Origin of the sequence: Bradyrhizobium sp. USDA 241 (assembly GCF_049739505.1) — a bacterium.
Classification (GTDB): domain Bacteria; phylum Pseudomonadota; class Alphaproteobacteria; order Rhizobiales; family Xanthobacteraceae; genus Bradyrhizobium; species Bradyrhizobium liaoningense.
On the sequence record NZ_JBMGPZ010000005.1, the window covers coordinates 1,832,348 to 1,849,820 of the forward strand.

Annotated in this window: 14 protein-coding genes and 3 pseudogenes; 11 read left to right on the top strand and 6 right to left on the bottom strand. The window is 60.4% G+C overall.

The window, feature by feature from the left end; translation table 11 throughout:
* Positions 1 to 384: 384 nt before the first annotated feature.
* Positions 385 to 1,128: an SGNH/GDSL hydrolase family protein gene (locus ABIF91_RS30590; RefSeq protein WP_080660053.1), complete on the bottom strand. Its 744-nt coding sequence runs from the start codon at positions 1,126 to 1,128 to the stop codon at positions 385 to 387.
* Positions 1,129 to 1,307: 179 nt separating this feature from the next.
* On the opposite strand from ABIF91_RS30590, the gene ABIF91_RS30595 reads away from it, so the two are divergent.
* From ABIF91_RS30595 to ABIF91_RS30630, 8 genes and pseudogenes are all read left to right on the top strand, one after another.
* Positions 1,308 to 2,540, top strand: coding sequence for a hypothetical protein (locus ABIF91_RS30595; protein ID WP_028181634.1), 1,233 nt, complete (start codon positions 1,308 to 1,310; stop codon positions 2,538 to 2,540).
* Positions 2,541 to 2,545: 5 nt separating this feature from the next.
* Positions 2,546 to 3,130, top strand: coding sequence for a protein-S-isoprenylcysteine O-methyltransferase (locus ABIF91_RS30600; RefSeq protein ID WP_028181633.1), 585 nt, complete (start codon positions 2,546 to 2,548; stop codon positions 3,128 to 3,130).
* A gap of 202 nt (positions 3,131 to 3,332) precedes the next feature.
* Positions 3,333 to 3,533 (top strand): hypothetical protein, encoded by a 201-nt coding sequence (locus ABIF91_RS30605; protein ID WP_080660052.1) that lies wholly within the window; start codon positions 3,333 to 3,335, stop codon positions 3,531 to 3,533.
* A 141-nt stretch (positions 3,534 to 3,674) separates the two neighbouring features.
* The gene (locus ABIF91_RS30610) at positions 3,675 to 4,322 is read left to right on the top strand and encodes a hypothetical protein (protein ID WP_162832053.1); all 648 of its coding nucleotides are present in this window, start codon (positions 3,675 to 3,677) and stop codon (positions 4,320 to 4,322) included.
* Between the two features lie 525 nt (positions 4,323 to 4,847).
* On the top strand, positions 4,848 to 5,267 hold the full coding sequence (locus tag ABIF91_RS30615) for a Rap1a/Tai family immunity protein (RefSeq protein ID WP_424579567.1): 420 nt from the start codon (positions 4,848 to 4,850) through the stop codon (positions 5,265 to 5,267).
* Positions 5,268 to 5,473: 206 nt separating this feature from the next.
* Entirely contained in the window at positions 5,474 to 7,126 is a 1,653-nt protein-coding gene (locus tag ABIF91_RS30620; protein WP_051394003.1) for a B12-binding domain-containing radical SAM protein, read from the top strand.
* Positions 7,127 to 7,311: 185 nt separating this feature from the next.
* Positions 7,312 to 8,420 (top strand): annotated as a pseudogene (locus tag ABIF91_RS30625) (IS3-like element ISRj2 family transposase); the annotation flags it as partial.
* A 366-nt stretch (positions 8,421 to 8,786) separates the two neighbouring features.
* Positions 8,787 to 9,761: a magnesium transporter CorA family protein gene (locus tag ABIF91_RS30630; RefSeq protein ID WP_028181631.1), complete on the top strand. Its 975-nt coding sequence runs from the start codon at positions 8,787 to 8,789 to the stop codon at positions 9,759 to 9,761.
* 40 nt (positions 9,762 to 9,801) lie between these two features.
* Here ABIF91_RS30630 and ABIF91_RS30635 read toward each other — a convergent pair whose 3' ends face one another.
* On the bottom strand, positions 9,802 to 10,428 hold the full coding sequence (locus ABIF91_RS30635) for an alpha/beta hydrolase (protein WP_028181630.1): 627 nt from the start codon (positions 10,426 to 10,428) through the stop codon (positions 9,802 to 9,804).
* Positions 10,429 to 10,594: 166 nt separating this feature from the next.
* Between ABIF91_RS30635 and istA the strand changes: the two genes are divergently transcribed.
* Together istA and istB are read left to right on the top strand one after the other, a co-directional pair.
* Positions 10,595 to 12,352 carry an IS21-like element IS1631 family transposase gene (istA, locus tag ABIF91_RS30640; RefSeq protein ID WP_100214066.1) on the top strand — a complete coding sequence of 586 codons (1,758 nt, stop codon included), beginning with the start codon at positions 10,595 to 10,597 and terminating at the stop codon, positions 12,350 to 12,352.
* Positions 12,353 to 12,356: 4 nt separating this feature from the next.
* Positions 12,357 to 13,124, top strand: a complete 768-nt coding sequence (gene istB, locus ABIF91_RS30645; RefSeq protein WP_038952109.1) for an IS21-like element IS1631 family helper ATPase IstB — start codon at positions 12,357 to 12,359, stop codon at positions 13,122 to 13,124.
* A gap of 67 nt (positions 13,125 to 13,191) precedes the next feature.
* Here the strand turns inward: istB and ABIF91_RS30650 are convergent.
* Positions 13,192 to 14,082, bottom strand: a pseudogene (locus tag ABIF91_RS30650) (ring-cleaving dioxygenase); the annotation flags it as partial.
* 129 nt (positions 14,083 to 14,211) lie between these two features.
* On the opposite strand from ABIF91_RS30650, the gene ABIF91_RS30655 reads away from it, so the two are divergent.
* Positions 14,212 to 15,123 (top strand): LysR family transcriptional regulator, encoded by a 912-nt coding sequence (locus ABIF91_RS30655; protein ID WP_284280627.1) that lies wholly within the window; start codon positions 14,212 to 14,214, stop codon positions 15,121 to 15,123.
* On the opposite strand, the gene ABIF91_RS30660 is transcribed toward ABIF91_RS30655, so the two are convergent.
* The 3 genes and pseudogenes from ABIF91_RS30660 to bluB form a co-directional block, all read right to left on the bottom strand.
* Positions 15,062 to 16,099, bottom strand: a complete 1,038-nt coding sequence (locus ABIF91_RS30660; protein ID WP_424579568.1) for a phosphatase PAP2 family protein — start codon at positions 16,097 to 16,099, stop codon at positions 15,062 to 15,064. The genes ABIF91_RS30655 and ABIF91_RS30660 overlap by 62 nt on opposite strands.
* A gap of 365 nt (positions 16,100 to 16,464) precedes the next feature.
* Positions 16,465 to 16,612, bottom strand: a pseudogene (locus ABIF91_RS30665) (Flp family type IVb pilin).
* Between the two features lie 224 nt (positions 16,613 to 16,836).
* A complete protein-coding gene (gene bluB, locus ABIF91_RS30670) occupies positions 16,837 to 17,469 on the bottom strand; it encodes a 5,6-dimethylbenzimidazole synthase (protein ID WP_028181775.1) in 633 nt (210 codons plus the stop codon).
* Between the last annotated feature and the right edge of the window lie 4 nt (positions 17,470 to 17,473).

The window sequence follows — 17,473 nt, forward strand, 5'->3', positions numbered from 1 at the left end:
GGCGCACTCTTACGAATAAGACGGGTTAAGTTGAAGAAAGATTGAGTGACTCCCGATCATTTCTGTGCCGAAACGTGGAGTCGCGGTCGTGCCGCGTCCAAAGAAACCGGCGCGAGCGGCCTATTAGACGCGGTAGGTGCTCAGCCTCCGAAACGAGACTATCAAGCATGAAGAGATCGAGCGCGAGGCAGAGGTTTTATTTGTGTTGAATTCTTGCTTCTCGATAGTGGTCTGAAATCGTATCATCGGTCATGGCGGGCGTGGCGTTCGCGGTTGAAGGTGATGGGGTGGCTTCGCAACCGAATCCTACGCCGCATCAGCGCTTTACACCACGCTCGCCAGCCTCTCAGGCGCCCTCTCGCGAATAAGACGGGCTAGGGCCTCTCAACGAGCACTCGTTGAGATGGCTCGGGCAAGGGCTCGTCCAATGCAATCATAACCATCGGCGGTGTTGTGCAATCCGTCCCACGTTACAAGCGCGCTTTGCGCAACTCCGGCACTGACCGAGTTTCGCATCAGCGCAAAACGAGAGAACAGCCCGACCCTTTCCTGTTTTGCGACATCGATGATGATGTCCTCCATCGTCGAATAGCCAACTGAAGCGAGCACCTGTGGCGCATATTGCAGATCCATCAACACGACATCGGCAGACTCCGCCTTAAGTGCCCTTACCCCTTCAAGAACGCTTCTTTTGAGCCCGTGGTCCGGCCGGCCACCCCAGGCGACGTCATTAGTACCTAATTGCCAGATAACGAGATCAGGCGTGTGCGCGAAAACGTCACGCCCGAACCGTGCAACGTTGTTCGGAATCGTATCGCCGACTCGGCCGCTGTTGATGACCTCGATCGTCGCGTTCGATCGAAGTCTCGATAGCTCTCGGCGCATGACCTCCGGATATGTGGCCGCGGACCTAAGCATCCAGAGTCCTACTGTCGACGATGATCCGATCGCTACAATCCTTAACGGCTCACCAGATTTCAAGCGCGACGCTGTGCGGGGCAATTGTGCACCCAGCGAGGTGTTGAAATTTGCTGAAAGGCATTTCTCGGCAGATGATAACTGGTCCTGCGCTTGAGAGGACCCACTGCCAGACAATCCGATAAGCAAGGCCGCGCCGATTGACGCCATTATTCCAGCGGCTCGGGTGCGGAGGGCAAAACAGGTCAAGAACATATTCCCCCAATAACTGGTCGATTCTCTCTTGACAACTAGCGTCAGACGTTTCGCTATATCCTTGAATTACAGGTCGATTGACGCGTGGGCGGTGAGTAACACGATGAAATCCGCAGGTAGTCGCGGGTGAGACCATGACCGGACAGCCTGTAGCGAAGCGGCTGGTATTCCATATCGGCGGCTATGATCCAATCACGTTGCATGTCAGCGCGCAACGACGCTTCGTGCGCGAAATTGCCAGGTTCCAACGTGCCTGGTCAGTGAAAGCGACCGTCGACGGTTCACATGATACCCCCGACCAGATACAATGGAACGTGACGACAGTCGGCCCCGATTGGCTCGTCGAAACCGATTACCGTCTGGTCCGATGGCACGATGTAATTGAGGTGTTCGGGGGTCGAAGCATCGGCTCACGCATTTCCGTCGGCATTCTTGCGTTTCTGGATTTCGTATTGGCCGGCACTCTTTGGCGTTACTTGCAGGCCAATTGGCGATACGCACTTTTCTTTCTCTATCCATTCGTCACGTTCGGATTGCTCATCGCGGCCGCCTTTTTGATCGGCGTGGCTGCATTCAAGATCACCGGATCAATTCCCATTGCTACCGGTGGCGGCCTCTTCGGGCTCGCAGCCGTGTTGGCGGGTCCGTGGCGCTGGCTGCACCTGGGCGACTTGTTCGACGATTGGATTTTTTCTTGCGAGTACATTCGATTCGGTAATTCGAAAATAGAGCAAAGGCTGGACAGGTTGGCCGCCGAGCTCGTGGTTGCCGCGACCAACTCTGCCGCAGACGAAATTTTGGTCGTAGGACACAGTCTTGGCGCCGTACTAGCGGTTGATCTGCTTGATCGCGCCTTGAAGCTGGACCCTGCGCTCGGTCGGAAAAAGATTCCCGTCACATTCTTGAGCGTTGGATCATCCATACTCAAGATCGGCCTGCACCCGAAGGCAGTACGCTTTCGCAGGACGGTAGAACGCGTCGTCAATTCCCGCGCGATCTTCTGGGGCGACTATCAGGCCCTCACCGACGTGTTGAATTTTTACAAATGCCGGCCAATGGCCGAAATGGGCTTGTCGACAGAAAACGAGGCGACCGTCAGGGTCGTGAAGATTAGTCGAATGCTTAACGACGACATGTATCAACGCATCCGCTTCAATTTCTTCCGCGTTCACTGCCAGTTCGTCAGTGGAAATGACAGGCGAACATCGTACGACTACTTCATGCTCACATGCGGACCTATTTCGGCCAAATCCCAGACGCTCGCCCCGGATGGCGCTGTGTCGATGATCGCTGAGGACGGAGGCCTTATTGCGGGCGCGCCGGTGTCGGAAAGCGAACTGCTGGGAAGTCCGGACGCGGCAGCCTGATTTAAATGACGCCCACCATTTCAAAAGTCATCTTCGTTGCGTTGGTGATCGGCTGGTACCTCATACGCTATAAGTACGCGCGGCGTTCCCGCCGTGCGAGGGTTGTGTGGAGCGCTCGCGGCCCCCTGGAAACGGCGCTCCTGCTCATATCTCTTTCGGGGCTTGGACTTGTGCCGCTCGTCTACGTAGCGACAGGAATACCTCATTCCGCAGCTCACGGCTTTTATCCCTGGTTGGCTTGGCTGGGGTCTTTCTTTGCGATTGCGGCTTTGGGCGTGTTTCACCTGACACATCGTGCACTCGGCCGGAATTGGTCGATAAGTCTCGACGTGCGGGAGGATCATGTGCTCGTGACGGAAGGGATTTACCGGAGAGTTCGACACCCGATGTATTCGGCATTTTGGCTGTGGGCTATCGCCCAGGCATTGCTGCTGCCGAACTGGGTTGCCGGTTTCGCGGGCCTGGCTGGCTTCGGGGTCTTGTTCTTTGGCCGCGTCGCAAGGGAAGAGCGAATGATGTTGCAGACGTTTGGCGACAGCTATCGCGAGTATATGGCGCGGACCGGTCGGGTCTTTCCATGGATACTCTGAGGTAGGTCCCGGCACGTCTTAAGCCTGTGGTACCCACGAGACTGGTTTGGAACCAGACGCCTCGATTTGCGTGCCATTTCCGCAACATGCGGTAGAAAAAGCTGTCGGAACCGCGTCTATTCGTTGGCGCCGTGGCGAGTGTCAGGTTATTTCTAAGCCTGTCAGGTGAATTCCAATCGCTCTCGAACAATGGTGGGAACCGATGTTGAAATTCGTTGTGCTCGGAATCGCTTCTTTGGCCTTCGTGGGAACCGCAGTTGCTGCCGACCTGCCACGGGCTCAACCGGTTGCCGCCGCCCCCGCGCCGGTTGGCAAAACTCCGATCGGCAAATATCCCGTGGGTAAGAGCCCGGTGGGCAAATATCCGGTTGCCGCCCCGGCCCCGTTGGTGACCAAGGGTTGATCTGACTATCTATTTGTACGCCAGCGGCGTTCGTTTGGGGTAGCAGATTGCCTGTGGCATCGGATCTTGGATCCAGAGGATTCGAAGATGGCGGGGGTGATTCGGAAGTATCCGGGTCTAGAGCTTCTTGCAAAGGTCGCCATGCTGGCGGCCCTAGTAGGCTCGGGGGCCGGGATCAGTAGCGCGCAACCACTCGCGGCGCGTACCGACCAGCGGCAACGGGACGCTCTCCCCAGTTCGGCGGCGAAGCATGCGGCGAGCATGGCTGCTGCTACGCCGGGTGCCCCGCCGGCGATATCCGATGTAAAGCCAGCTCGAAGAGCTGCCGCCACGGGTCCCTACTACGTTGATTTTCGTGCCCGCACGGCGGCAACGTACGGTCATGCATTCGTCTGGTACGGAAAGACGAGCGAAAAGCAGGTCGAGGTAGCTGGTCTGGCTCCGGCCGGCGACGAGATACCCTACATCTTGGGACATCTCATGTTTGTCCCCTCTGAGACAGGTGCGAGCTATGGTGATCTTGACGAGCAATATCTGACGGCCAGCTATCGCGTCTATTTGAATGAGGCCGATGCCAAGAAGGTCTTTGCTTATATCAAGCGCGAGCAGGAGACTTCGCCGCTCTGGAATGCAGCAACGACCAACTGCACTGCATTCATCGGCCGCATAGCGACTTTTATGGGCCTCAACGCTCCGTTTCATCTGCTAAAGCCTGAGGAATACGTCAACAAGCTCAGAGAACTGAACGGGGGGCGAAAAACGGTGCAGCTTGAACCAGATCGAGGCTAAAATCCTCGGATTGAGTTCATCCAGTTTTCCTTGCGTCAGGATAGGTGTGAGGTCTTCAAAAAATTCAAGCGAGCTTATCCTTGGCGTAGTTGAGGAGGTTCGAGGAACTGGTCGTCGCAGACGAAGATTACCAGGCAATGGTTCTGCGTCGAGGCCGAGCATCAACATCAATCGACCAGTGCACGTCGCGTACACGGCAGGATAGTGGGCGCTCTCCGCGCCGAATCGCGATCTGTACCATCAGCACACTTGTCGCCGCCTATGGCGATCCGCCATCATGATCGCGGTGCAGCCGACCTTTGCGGCGGTCACGGCGCGGAAAGCTGCATGTTATAAGTCGACAAGCGCTCTTTCGGCTTTGTGGAAATGGAAGAGCTGAGTCCACGTCGCTCGTATTCGAGCGCGATGGATCAGGCGCTTTTTTTGAGCTAAGCCGTCTGAGCCGCCTGGAACGGCGCGGGCGGCCGCTCTATTGCGGCATACTCAATGCCTGCAAGCTATCGCGCCGGTATTCGGGGGACGCGGATGCGGGTCCATATGATTGTTGCCGGCCTTATCCTAGCGATCATCGGGAAGGCCAGTGCCACGGTTGTCGATAAGGGAACCGACGCGCAAAAGTCTTGCGAGCTGCTCGTCAAGAACTCGCTTCGCAATCAGGACGAAGCTCGGTCCGCAGGCGCATGTGAGGGGATGATCGAAACCGCGATGCTCTTTTCACCAAATCTGCCCGCTGACGTGCGTGCATGCCCCCCCGCGCAAGGCAGCCCTTTGCAAAGTGCGAAGGTTCTTCTGCAGTATCTTGATAACAATCCGGATCGAGTGAATGAACCGGGGATCACCGTCGCTATTGAAGCATTCAGGGATGCTTGGCCCTGCCGTGGGGACGATGCCGGGTCGTCCGCCGGAACTGGACCGAAAAAGCGTGCCCCAAAAAAATCCAAATAGAACGCGTATCTGCGGATACTGATGCTAGCCTCACGGTCTGCGATGTCCGTGTCAGGCCTGATTGATTCGCAATGCATGCGCGAACTGAACCGCAGTGCTCACCTTCCATAACGAGCACTCAAACGCCTTATCGACGAGCGAAGCGAACCCTTGAGCCCCGATAAACAGCGGGGCATTGTGCCATCAACGCCCGGGGCTGGAACAGCATGACAATCGCATGCCGCGTCCTGATGATCTATCCGAAGTTCGTTCCGAATTCGTTTTGGAACTATGCGGAGGCCTGCGAACTCGTCGGCGCGAAGTATCCCACGGCGCCACTCGGCCTGATCACCGTCGCCGCTATGTTGCCGAAGCATTGGGACATCCGGCTTGTCAACCGCAATACCGAGGCGTTGACAGATGCGGGCCTCGATTGGGCCGATCTTGTGATGATCGGCGGTATGCTCAACCAGCAGCCGGATGCCATCTACCTGATCGATCTCGCCCACCTGCGCGGCAAGCCAGTATGTGTTGGTGGGCCGGACGTCTCCTCCAGCCCGCATCTTTACGCGGACGCGGACTTTCAGGTGATCGGCGAGGCCGAGCATGTCATCGAGCAGTTCATCGCCACCTGGGAAAGCGGCGAACGCAAGGGCGTGTTCATCGCCGAGAAATTCAAGGTTGATGTCACGCTGAGCCCGATGCCTCGCTACGATCTGCTTGACTTCGATCACTATCTATACCTCGGCGTGCAGTATTCGCGTGGCTGCCCGTTCACCTGCGAGTTCTGCGATATTATCGAGCTGTATGGTCGCGTGCCGCGTACCAAGACCAACGATCAGATTCTCGCCGAGCTGCAGGCGCTCTACGATCACGGTTATCGCGGGCATGTCGATTTCGTTGACGACAATTTCATCGGCAACAAGAAGAACCTCCGCACCTTGATGCCGCGGCTCAAAGCCTGGCTGGAAGAGCACGACTATCCATTCGAGTTCTCAACCGAAGCCTCGATCAACATCGCGGACGACAGCGAGCTGTTGCAGGCAATGAAGGATGCGAACTTCTTCGCGATCTTCGTCGGCATCGAGAGCCCGGATCCCGAGACGCTCGTGCAGATGAAGAAGAAGCAGAACACCAAGCGCAACATCGCCGAGTGCATTCACAAGATTTACGGCTACGGCATGTTCGTTACCGCTGGTTTCATCGTCGGGTTCGACAATGAAAAGGCCTCGATAGGACAGGCGATGGCCGACCTCATCGAGGAGGCGAGCATTCCAGTCTCCATCGTTGGGCTTCTTTATGCGCTGCCTGGCACGCAGCTCACACGGCGGTTGGCCACGGAAGGCCGCTTGCACCGCGGCCATGACCTTATGAACGTTGAGCAGGCGGGCGATCAGTGCACGCTCGGGTGCAATTTCGATACCAAGCGTCCGCTTCGTGACATCCTTTCCGATTACAAAGCCGTGCTCAGGCACGTCTACAGTCCGGCGGCATATGCGGGACGGCTGTCCCGTCTCGCAGCCATGCTCGACCGATCCGACCGGCGCCGCGATCTGCCGGATGGCGACGTGCGCAAGAGGCTTGGCGGCATCGACAGCCTACACAAGATCATGCGGGCTCTGCCGAAAGTTCGCGAGCCGTTCTGGAAGACCTTTGTCGAAGTCGCCAAGACCAATCCGGGCGCGCTGCGTTACATCGTGATGCTGATGGCGTTGTACATGCACCTCGGGCCGTTCTCGGAACGCGTGATCGGCGAGATTGACCGCCGCATTGCCGAGTTGGACGAGGTACCTCCACTAAGGGCTACCGCAGTCAGTCAAGTGCTACCTCCAGCGACGGCAGCCACTGATCGGGATATTCGCGGATCCAGCCCTCAATGACCGATGTGACCGCCTGCATCGTTCCCTGAATGTCGATTTGTCCTCCGGCATCGCGGACCGGCTTCACTTCTTCAGACAGTTCGCCACGAAAGCGGTGAGAGCTGGCCCCGCAAATTCGGACAGTAGCTTGAGTGGATTTTCTGCCTGACAGCGGCGAGGATTCTTGCTGCGAATCAGGAGCGAAGATGACGAAGAAGAGCCGCCGGACGCATTCTCCGGCATTCAAGGCGAAGGTTGCTTTGGCTGCGGTCAAAGGCGACAAGACACTGGCGGAGCTGGCGCAACTGTTTGATGTTCATCCGAACCAGATCACGATCTGGAAAAACCAGCTCCTGGAAGGCGCCGCCGGCGTGTTTGGGCATGACAAGACATCGGCCGAGACGCCGGTCGATTTGAAGGCGTTACATGCCAAGATCGGCGAGCTGGCGTTGGAAAACGATTTTGTGTCCGGCGCGCTCACCAAGGCGGGCCTGCTGAGCGCAAAGCGATGATCGACCGCGATCATGATCTTTCTATCGTGCGCCAGGCGAAGGTCCTGAAGCTGGCTCGCAGCACGGTCTACTATGAACCTCGGCCAGTTTCGGCCGAGGACCTTGCCTTGATGCGTCGGCTCGATGAGCTGCATCTCGATTATCCCTTCGCGGGAGCGCGTATGCTGCGATCGTTGCTGCGGCGGGAGGGCGTATACGCCGGTCGCCGCCACATCGCGACGCTGATGAAGCGCATGGGGATCGAGGCGGTCTATCGTCGCCCGAACACGAGCAAGCCGGCTCCGGGTCACAAGATCTACCCGTACCTGTTGCGCGGATTGAAGATCGAGCGGCCCGACCATGCGTGGGCAATGGACATCACCTACATTCCGATGCGGCGTGGCTTCGTCTATCTCGCGGCGGTCGTCGATGTGTTCAGCCGACGGGTCCTGGCCCATCGCGTCTCGATCACAATGGAGGCGGCCTTCTGCGTCGAAGCGGTCCAGGAGGCGTTGGCGAAGCACGGCAGGCCCGAGATTTTCAACACGGATCAGGGCAGCCAGTTCACCAGCCTCGAGTTCACCGATGTGCTGCTGGACGCGAAGATCGCCATCAGCATGGACGGCAAGGGCGCCTGGCGCGACAACGTGTTTGTCGAGCGGCTCTGGCGCACGGTCAAATACGAAGAAGTATATCTCCGCGCCTACGACAGCGTGTCCGAGGCGCGAGCGTCAATTGCCAAGTATCTGGCCTTCTACAATCAGGGACGCCCTCACTCGAGCCTTGACGGGCGCACGCCCGACGAGGCTTACTTCGGCACGCAAGCTATGGTGATGGCCGCATGGCCGTCGCCGACGGTTTTGTCGTCGCTCTGGTCGGGCTACGCCCTCCCGACGCAACGACAAAACCGTAAAGCCCCGCGTTCAGCATAACCCGGCAGGAATCCACTTAAATCCAGCGGGGCGCTGTCCAAACAACCGGGGCCAGCTCTGTGTCCGGGCAGACGGATAATGCGCACGCCATGAATCGGGCACTCAATCTGCCGCAGCAGCCCATGTCGCCTTTTGCGCGCCAAGAGTCCTCCTTCTGTCGCCACAAGAGTATTGAACGTTTGAAACCGTCATGCGTTAGTCGGCGGATGACGGCCGGATACACTATCCGGTATGACGATGCGGTCGCGGAGACGGTTCTTGCTCAAGCTGTACAGGTGGCCGTCCGACGACTGGCACGGCATCGGCGCGGAAATGCCCTCGGAAATCATCTGGGCCGATCTCTTGAACGCGACTGACGAGGAAAAGCAGTTCGTCGAACGGCTGCTCGGGATACGTGTTCCGTCCGAGGAATCCCTCAGCGAAATCGAGGCGTCGAGCCGCCTGATCTTCGACCACGGCACGCTCTATCTCAGCTCACCGGCGGTTCGGCTCACCGAGGACAACGAGGCCGAGATCACGCCGGTAGGATTCGTCATCGGCCCGCGCGTGCTGGTGACCGTGCGCTTTGCAGGGCTGCCGATCTTCGACGACATCGGCAAGCGTATCGGCTCCGACGACAGCCTGGAGAACGGCATGTGCGTGTTCGCCAGCCTGCTCGAGGCCATGATCGATCGCGGTGCCGATGTCCTGGAGCATCTCGGCACCAGGGTCGATCAGCTTTCGCGGGGTGTTTTCAAGGGAGGGCTCGTACGCACCCAACGTGCGGTGCGCTCCAGCCGCAGGATGCGCGAGGCCCTGGAGAATGTTGGCGAACTGGCGGACCGGCTCGCCAAGGCGCGCGATGTTCTGCTTGGGGTGGGGCGCATCGCCTCGTTTGCCGGTGATGTCGGCAGCGAATGGGTCACGGCTTCGTCGAAGAAGCGCCTCGAGGGCGTGTCAAAGGACGTCGTCTCGCTCAGCGATTACGAGACCCGATTGTCCGACAAGATCCAGCTGCTGCTCGATGCGGTGCTCGGCTTCATCAGCATCCAGCAGAACGAGCTGTTCAAGATCCTGACGATCGTGTCCGTCGTCGGCGTGCCGCCGACCATCCTGGTCGGCATCTGGGGCATGAACTTCAGGCACATGCCCGAGCTCGACTGGACGTTCGGCTACCCGCTGGCGTGGCTCGCAGTCATCGCCAGCGGCCTGCTGCCGCTGATCTGGTTCAAGCGGCGCGGCTGGTTCGATTGAGAGGCGGCGCACCGTTCGTGAACGTTGCGCCGCTTCTACATCAGGCTGCTTCCGCCGCGACGTTGCCGATCCAGTCGCGGGCCAGCGTCACGTCGGCCTGCGACAATTGATGGCCTGCGGGCAGGACCTTGTGGGTCACGCGCGCGCCCGCTTCCGACAGCAGCGTCGTGAGCCGCGCCGAATTGCTCGCCGGCACGATCGGATCCGCCTGCCCGGAGAGCAGCAGCACGGGCTTGCCTGCAAGGTCGGCGTTCGGCGGATCCGACAGCGGCACCATGGCGCGCAGCAGGATCGCGCCCGCGAGCGCTTCCGGCTTCAGCAGCAACAGCGCCGCCGCGATGTTGGCGCCGTTGGAGAAGCCGACCGCGATCGGCGCGGCGAGGCCGTATTGCTTGCGTGCCTCCGCGACGAAGTCGCCGAGCTCGTGCGCGCGACGGCGGACGTCGTCCTCGTCGAACACGCCCTCGGCGAGGCGGCGGAAGAAGCGCGGCATGCCGTGCTCGAGCACGCGGCCGCGCGGCGAGAGCAGGGCGGCGCCGGGCGAGATCATCTTGCCGAGCCCGAGCAGGTCGTTCTCGTCGCCGCCGGTGCCGTGCAGCAGCAGCAGCGGGGGGGAGCCCGCATCGCGTGCGGGCTCGAAACGATGAATGAATGCACTTGCGGTCATGACACGCTCTCCTCCAGGCTCGACAACACGTCCTCGATCTGCTTGCGATGCTGTTCGAGCCCCGTGGGTCGGTCAAAATCCCCCGGGTATGGTCACTTGAAACTCCCCCACCTGATGATCGCCGTCAGCGCCGCTGAACAGCAGTAGCCGGTCAGGCAGGACGTTTATGTTCGACCCCTTTAGCCAGCAAGGGGCCGGGGAGTTGAACGTCTTGAAGCGACATCTGCAAAGCACCGTACTTACATTACTTGATCGCAACACCAGCCAGCGCGAGATTCACCGGCTGACGGGTGTCGATCGCAAGACGATCCGGCGTTATCAGGCGCTGCGGGCCGGTGCGGAGGCAAATTCCCCCGGGGAAGTGACCACCGGCTCGGTGAGCGCGGACGGCCAAATTCCTCCACCCCGACCACCGGCTTTTGGGACATCGGAAGCGACGGTCACCAGCAGCCTGGCCCGTTCGGCTTGCGAAGCGCATCGGACGTGGATCGAAGAACAGGTCCGGCTGAAGCGGAACGCGCAGGCGATTTACCAGGACCTGGTTGATCAATTTGGCTTTCCGTCCAGCTACCAGAGTGTCAAGCGGTTTGTGCGCCGGTTGCGGCACGCTGATCCTGAGCAGTTTGATCGTCTTGAGTTCCTCCCCGGCGAGGAAGCTCAGGTCGACTATGGCGAGGGCGCGCCGACGGTTGATCCGAAGAGCGGGCGGTACCGTCGTCCCCGCCTGTTCGTGATGACGCTACGCTACTCGCGGCGCAGCTTCCGGCGGGTAGTCTGGAAGTCCAGCCAACAAGTCTGGGCGCAGCTCCACGAAGAGGCGTTCCGGTATTTTGGCGGGGTCCCCAGCTATGTCGTGCTCGACAACCTGAAGGAAGGCGTCCTCAAGCCGGATTTGTACGAGCCCCAGCTCAACCCGATTTACAGCGCGATGCTGGCTCATTACGCCGTGGTCGCCGATCCCGCGCGCGTGGCCGATCCAAATCGGAAAGGATGCGTCGAGAATGCGATTCAACATACCCAGGGCACTGCGCTGGCCGGACGGCGCTTCGAGACGCTGGAGGCGCAAAACGAGTTCTTGAGGCACTGGGAGGAGAACTGGGCTTCCAAACGCATCCACGGCAGCACGCGCCGTCAGGTCGAGGCGATGTTCCAGGAAGAGAAGCCGCACCTGCGGCCGCTGCCTGTCGCTCCCTTCCGCATCTTCACCGAAGTCGTCCGGACTGTCTGCGACGACACCACCGTACGCGTCGACAACAGCTATTACGCCGCGCGGCCCGCGCCGATCGGCAGCCAGGTCGTCGTGCGCATCTACACCACCACGATCGAGATCCGTGATCGCCACACCCGTGCGCTGCTGCGTGTTCATTCCCGGATGGCGCACCCCGGTTCTGTCGTCCTGCCGACCAGCGAACGGCCGTTCAACCCGTCGCGGCAAACCGCCGTGCTGCTGGCGAGCGCCGAGCGCATCGGACCGCAGACCAGGGCCTTGTGCCAGCAGGTGTTCGACACCGAAGGGCGCCCCGGACAGCGCGCGATGTGGGGCATTGTCGGGCTGGGCCGGAAGTATCCGGCGCGGCTGGTCGAGCAGGCCTGCGCGCACGCCATCGACAACCGCATCTACCGCTACAAGCACGTGCGTGCGACCGTCGAGCGGTTGTTCGAACAGGCGATCGAGCAGGTTGGAGTGACGCCACAGCCGGCATCGCCGCTCACCCAGGATCATCCGCTGATCCGTACCCCCGCGGAATACGGCGACCTCTTCAGCCGCGCTGTGCGGCGCGACGCCGACGACAATGGTCGGCAGGCCGAGGCTCACGACGATCACGCCACGGCAATCCGCGCTCGTGTCGCCTGCGCAACCCCGGCCAACTCCGGCGCCACGAGCGCTCCCGCTGCACCTTCTCACCTTAAACTGGAGACCTAGCCACATGATGACCATGCCGGAAATTGAGCGTTGCCTACGACAGCTGCGCCTGTCGGGTGTCCGCGACACGCTGCAGACGCGCGTGCTCCAGGCGCAGGGCGCCAACCAGCCCTTCCTCGAGACCTTCTCCCTTATCCTGCAGGATGAACTGGACCGTCGTCAGTCCCGTCTTATCGAGCGGCGATACCAGCAATCCGGGCTCGACGAAAAGCTGACGCTCGCCGAGTTCGACTGGTCCTTCAATCCCAAACTGCCACGTCAGACCTGCTTCCAGCTCCACACCCTGGCGTTCATTGCCGCTGGCGAGAACGCTCTGCTTGTTGGCAAACCTGGCACCGGGAAGTCGCACATCGCCAAGGCGATTGCCTATCAGGCGATCCTGCAAAGCCACAAGGTCCAGTATCTTGAGACCGACGACTTCTTCCACCGCTACGCCCTGAACTCTCCGGCACAACGCGAGGTCCGGCTGCGAACCATCATCGACTGCGATCTCCTCGTGCTGGACGATCTATTCCTCGCACGCGCCATCCCCGACGACGCCGGCACTTTGCTGCAGACCCTGATCCATCAGCGTTACAAACTGCGCCGCAGCGTCATCGTCACCTCCAATCGCGTCGTGCAGGATTGGGGGGCATACCTTGGGGACAACACTATGAGCACGACGATCCTCGATCGCCTTATGCATCATTGCCATCTGCTTGAGTTCGACGGACGCAGCTATCGGCTCAAAGAAGCCGCTGAAGCTCTTGCCCGGGAAACAAACTCAAACTAACAGTCCCTTGTCCTGCCTCGCGGGTGGAGGAATTTGACTGACCACACCCGGAGGAATTTGAAGTGACCCGCGGGGGGGCGAGGAAGCTCGGCAGCTTCAGCTCACGCCCCAGCGTCGCGACGGGCTCGTCGACGGCGAAGCCGGGGATGTCGGTCGCGATCTCGAACAGCACGCCGCCGGGCTCGCGGAAGTAGATCGACCGGAAGTAGTTGCGGTCCCGCTGCTCGGTCGGGTGCAGGCCGTGATTGCTGACGAGCTTCTGCGCCATCTTGCCCTGTTCGGCATCGTCAGCCGCGCGAAAGGCGATGTGATGCACCGAGCCGCCGCCTTGGTGCCCGCGCAAGAAGCCCTTGGCCTCGTAGATATCGACGACGCTGCCTTCGGCATCGCCTGAAGCCTTGAAGCGGATCACCGAGCCTTCGCGTCCGGTCTCCTTGAAGCCGAACACGTCGGTGAGGACGGCGGCCGTCTTCGCCGCGCTGTCCAGCAGCAAGGTCACGCCGTGGAAGCCTCGGATGGCGTGTTCGGCCGGCACGTCGCCGTTGCTCCAGCCGGGCTCGTTCTCGGCGCCGGGGATGCCGACCAGCGCCAGCGCCATGCCATCCGGATCAGTGAACGGCAGCACGGATTCACCGAAGCGCTTCTCCAGCGCTTCGTACGCGATGCCCTTCTCGGTGAAACGCTGCGTCCAGTAGCCGAGCGAGCGCTGCGGCACGCGGAAGGCGGTCTGATGGGTCTCGCCGACGCCGCGGCGTCCGGCCGGAACGCCCGCCCAGGGGAAGAAGGTCAGGATGGTGCCGGGGCGGCCGGTCTCGTCGCCATAATAGAAGTGATAGGTGCCGGGATCGTCGAAATTGACCGTCTTCTTGACGAAGCGCAGGCCGAGATCGCGGGTGTAGAAGCCGAAATTCCTGATGGGATCGCCGGCGATCGCGGTGACATGGTGCAGTCCAGACATTGTCGTCCTCCAAGATTTGGGGAGCGGGCTTGCTCTGGCCGGAAATATTGTTCCGCTTGGGATTGGAGACAATCCATGCAATTATGACGGCTATGTCTACGATTTGGAAACAATCGCCGGGACGAACCCTTGGATAAGCTCGGCAGCCTCCGGGCTTTCGTGAAGGTGGTCGAAAGCGGGAGCTTTGCCGAGGCCGGCCGGCAGCTGCGGCTGTCGCGCTCGGCGATCAGCAAATACGTCGCCGACCTCGAGGAGAGTCTCGGGGTTCAGCTGTTGAACCGGACCACGCGGCACGCCAGCCCGACCGAGAACGGCCAGCGCTATTTCGAACGCGCGGTCGTGATCCTCTCGGAGATCGAGGCCGCGGACCAGGCGGTGACGCAGGCGCAGTCGGCGCCGCGTGGCCTGTTGCGGGTCAACGCGCCGATGTCGTTCGGCACGATGCGGCTCGGGCCGGCGCTCGCCGATTTCATGGCGCGCTATGGCGAGCTTCAGCTCCAGATCGTGCTCAGCGACGATCTGCTCGATCCCGTGCAGGACGGCTTCGACGTCACGCTGCGCATCGCGGAGCTGGAATCCTCCAGCCTGATCGCGCGCAAGATCATGCCGGTGGCGCGCATGATCTGTGGCTCGCCCGACTATCTCGCGCGTCACGGCACGCCAAGACATCCGCAGGATCTGCGCGGACACACCTCGCTGACCTATGGCTTCCTGCTCACCGGCAACCAGTGGAAGCTCTCAGGCAGCGATGGCGATCACTGGATCCAGCCGGCCTGGTCGCTCTGCGTCAACAATGCCGAGGTGCTGCGCGACGTGGCGATCAAGGGCAGGGGGCTCGCGCTGCTCCCTGAATTCATCGCCGCAGATGCCGTGCGGAAAGGCGAATTGCGCGTCGTGCTCCAGGACTATTCCGCGCCGCCGCTCGCCCTGTACGCAGTCTATCCGCCGACGCGGCATCTGTCGGTGAAGGTGCGGCTGTTCATCGATTTTCTGGTGGAGCGGTTTGGCCGCGAGGACGAGACAGGCGTGCGGACGCGCTGAGCCAGATCGGGTGCAGCCATGGCCTCCAGTCAATCGGCGAGGGAATAGCTTGCACGAGGTCGTTGCTCGGGCAATGCGCCCGGACCAGCCAAGTCGTTGCAGCAATGGCTCCGCATGCCACAGCAGCGCCGCCAATGACGTCCACGGCATAATGCGCGCCGCAGAGGGGCGTCCCGGCGATGAGAAGGAGATTCAGGGGAACGAGAAAGAAGCGCAAGATACGAATCGGCCAAAGAGCCCAAACAAACAAAATGGCATTGGCCGTGTGAAAGCTCGGGAAGGAGATCAGCCCCTCCACGGACCGAAAATCGATGACGCGTAGCGTTCCGTTGCGAAGCCCTTCGAGGATGGGGAAATAGCTGTGCCCGCCGCCCGGCAAGGTCGATAATTCAGTAGGAGCTTTGTCCAGATAGATTATCGCGTTCGCCGCCGGAATGAAGCATGCAATTGCGGCGGTCGCCGTTACAGCAACCGCAAATGCGATGATGTAGAACTGCAATCGGTCAAGCCGTCGGGTCAGAATGGCGGCGGCCAACACCGAGATGTTTTGCGACATCATGGAGTTGTAGGCGTAGGAAAGTGCGTTGCGGAGTGCATCGTGCCTGCTCAAGACAGCGAGATAGCTGGCGCGATCGAATCCAAGCCACTGATCCATAGCGTGGAGATGCGCGTCGCGGTAAGGCAGCGGCACTGTGGACGCGGCGTAGCTCAGCATGATTCCCATGAGGATCACGACAACGAGCTGACCAAAGCAGATGAGAACACGCGCGACCTGTGAATTCGGTCGAACGAAACTGAAATATATAGCGAAAAACGCATAGAAGGCCATCCACACGAGGGTATCGGCTGACACTTCAATGCTGCAGCTCAAACCCACAAGGCTGAGCGAGAGCGCCGCCAAGAGAGCGATCGCCAAGGTGGTCTGCCATGTGACGGTGGACAGTAGTCGGTCATCCGTGTTCGACCGGTCGTGCATTTGTTCCCTTCAACACCTTATGGTTGCTTTGGGTGGAGAGCTATCTATGGCCGCACAAAGGAATCCTTAAATGCGCGGCCATCCGGGAAGGCAGCCCTTGCAGGAAGGTCAGTGAATGATGATCTTCACTACTTAAAAGTGATTTATTCAAGATTAACGCCTTAGACGGGAGATGTCTGCCTTCGAAGATGTGCGGCCTGATCTACTTGGCTCACTGGGGCCGCCTGCTGCCGATGTGGGCGGCTCGGGCGCGCTCGCTGGAAGAGGCAAGCAGGGCGGCCCTGGATTGACCAAAGTATCCTTGGAGCTCGGATCTCCGGCAGTCCGCCGCTGGGAGGCTGGGCCGCCCCGCTTTTCGTGAAGGTTTAGGGTGTGGTCAGCTTGGTGCTGACGCTCGTGAAGACGCCGCTCAATGCGGTGCCGGTGTTCTTGACGGCAGCCAATGACAGCGAACGCGATGCCTGCAGCGATAAGGCCATATTCGATAGCCGTAGCGCCGCTTTCGTCTGCCAGGAGCCTCTTGAAGGTATGCCAGCATCCCTATGGTTGTCGCAATTGCGTGTAATAATCGGTTGTAACAACTTATATCTACTCGTGAAGAAATTAAGGAGGCTTGAATCCGAACCGTTGATTTGAGTCCAACGCGAATGTTTCACACGGTTGCTGCGATCAGATGAGGGTGAATCATCATCGCGCCTTGGATCATTGTCTGAGCATGATCTGCGCGCAAAGGTGCTCTACCGCCGCAGCGTGAACTCGTCCGCACCGCGCCGGTGCTCCCATTTCGCCTGCTCCAGTTCGGGCCGGTCGCATTCGATCTCCGGATAGCCGATGCAGAGATAAGCGATGAATTTCCAGGAGCTGGGCACGTCGAGAATGGCGTGGATCCGATCCGGGCTCAGGATCGACACCCAGCCGAGACCAATGCCCTCGGCGCGCGCGGCGAGCCACATCGCGGTGATCGCGGAGACCACGGAATATTCGGTTGTCTCCGGCATGGTCGCGCGACCGAGACCGTGGCCGATGTCGCTGGCCTTGTCCGCGAACACGGCGAGGTGACCAGGGGCCTGTTCGAGACCCGAGAGTTTCAGCGTGGCATAGCGCGCGGCGCGGTCGCCGGAATAGCAATTCAACGCGTCGGCGTTGCATGCCTTGAAATCGTCGGTCACGGCCCGGCGCCGCGCGTCGTCGTCGACGATGACGAAGCGCCAGGGCTGGCTGAGCCCGACCGAGGGCGAGAGGCAGGCCGTCTCGATCAGGCGATCGATGGCGCCGGCCGGCAACGGGTCGCTGCGAAAGCGGCGCACGTCGCGGCGCCACACGAACAGCTCGTGCAAGTGCCGGCGGAAGGCGTCGTCGAACTCGACCATGACG